The following is a 1,387-nucleotide window of genomic DNA, read 5'->3' as shown; positions in this document are numbered from 1 at the left end:
GCGCAGGTTGACCGACCAGGAGGGTCAGAAGCTGCAGCAGATCGTGCGCCGGGGCAGCACCAGTTCAGTGCGGTACCGGCGCGCGATGATGCTGCTGGCCTCGGCCGGCGGGAATCGGGTCCCGGTGATCGCCAAGCTGGTGCAGGCCGACGAGGACACCGTCCGGGACGTGATCCATCGGTTCAACGAGATCGGGCTGGTCTGCCTGGACCCTCGATGGGCGGGAGGCCGTCCCCGCCTGCTCAGTCGTGACGACGAGGACTTCGTCGTTCAGACGGCCACCACCCGCCCCACCAAGCTCGGCCAGCCCTTCACCCGCTGGTCCATCCGTAAACTCGCCGCCTACCTGCGACGTGTTCACGGCCGCGTGATCCGGATCGGCCGCGAGGCGTTACGGTGCCTGCTGGCCCGCCGCGGCATCACCTTCCAGCGCACCAAGACCTGGAAGGAGTCACCGGACCCCGAGCGTGACGCCAAGCTCGACCGCATCGAGCACGTGCTGGAACGCTTCCCTGACCGGGTGTTCGCGTTTGACGAGTTCGGCCCGCTTGGTATCCGGCCCGCCGCCGGCGCGTGCTGGGCTGCTGCTGGTCACCCCGAGCGCCATCCCGCGACGTACCACCGCACTCACGGAGTGCGGTACTTCCACGGCTGCTACTCGATCGGCGACGACACCCTGTGGGGCGTCAACCGTCGCAAGAAGGGCGCCGCGAACACCCTGGCCGCGCTCAGATCGATCCGGGCCGCTCGCCGGGATGGCGCCCCGATCTACGTCATCCTGGACAACCTGTCCGCCCACAAGGGCGACACCATCCGCCGCTGGGCGAAGAAGAACAGGGTCGAGTTGTGCTTCACCCCGACCTACGCGTCCTGGGCCAACCCTATAGAGGCCCACTTCGGGCCGTTGCGACAGTTCACGATCGCCAACTCCAACCACCGCAACCACACCACACAGACCCGGGCCCTCCACGCCCATCTCCGCTGGCGCAACGCCAACGCCCGCCACCCCGACGTCCTTGCCGCCCAGCGTCGAGAGCGCGCCCGCATCCGCAGTGAGAAGGGCATCCGATGGGGCGGACGAGCGAGGACGGCGGCTTGATCATTCGCTGACGTTCAAGGTCGCGCAGTCCGCGACTCCCAGTTCGGACAGCACCGCCCGGAGCCGCTCCAGGGCCGCGGTCGTGTCCGAGCCCTCCGCGATTTCAAGGTCAAGGTGGCAACGACCCATGCCACTGCCCGCGCCGGTGACCTCGCCGTCGAGCTCAAATGCCGCCTCCAGAGCCGCCTCGACGTCGTCACGATCGATCGGCAGCGCCACGAAGACGATCTCGACGAACACCCCGGTCCTCCCTCTCAACCCGGCGAACCATAGCGGTCAGAGCACTAG

2 protein-coding genes are annotated in these 1,387 nt (G+C 68.1%); one reads left to right on the top strand and one right to left on the bottom strand.

All coding sequences use genetic code 11. From position 1 onward, the window contains the following. Positions 1-1,099, top strand: a 1,099-nt coding sequence (locus ICC28_RS39945) for an IS630 family transposase (protein WP_223190800.1), incomplete at its 5' end; no start/stop codon positions are given. Here ICC28_RS39945 and ICC28_RS39940 read toward each other — a convergent pair. Further along, entirely contained in the window at positions 1,100-1,339 is a 240-nt protein-coding gene (locus tag ICC28_RS39940; protein WP_188293781.1) for a hypothetical protein, read from the bottom strand. Positions 1,340-1,387: the final 48 nt, after the last annotated feature.

The sequence above is a fragment of the Streptomyces sp. TRM68416 genome (assembly GCF_014596915.1).
Lineage (GTDB): Bacteria > Actinomycetota > Actinomycetes > Streptomycetales > Streptomycetaceae > Streptomyces.
This window is presented reverse-complemented; position numbering and strand designations above follow the sequence as displayed.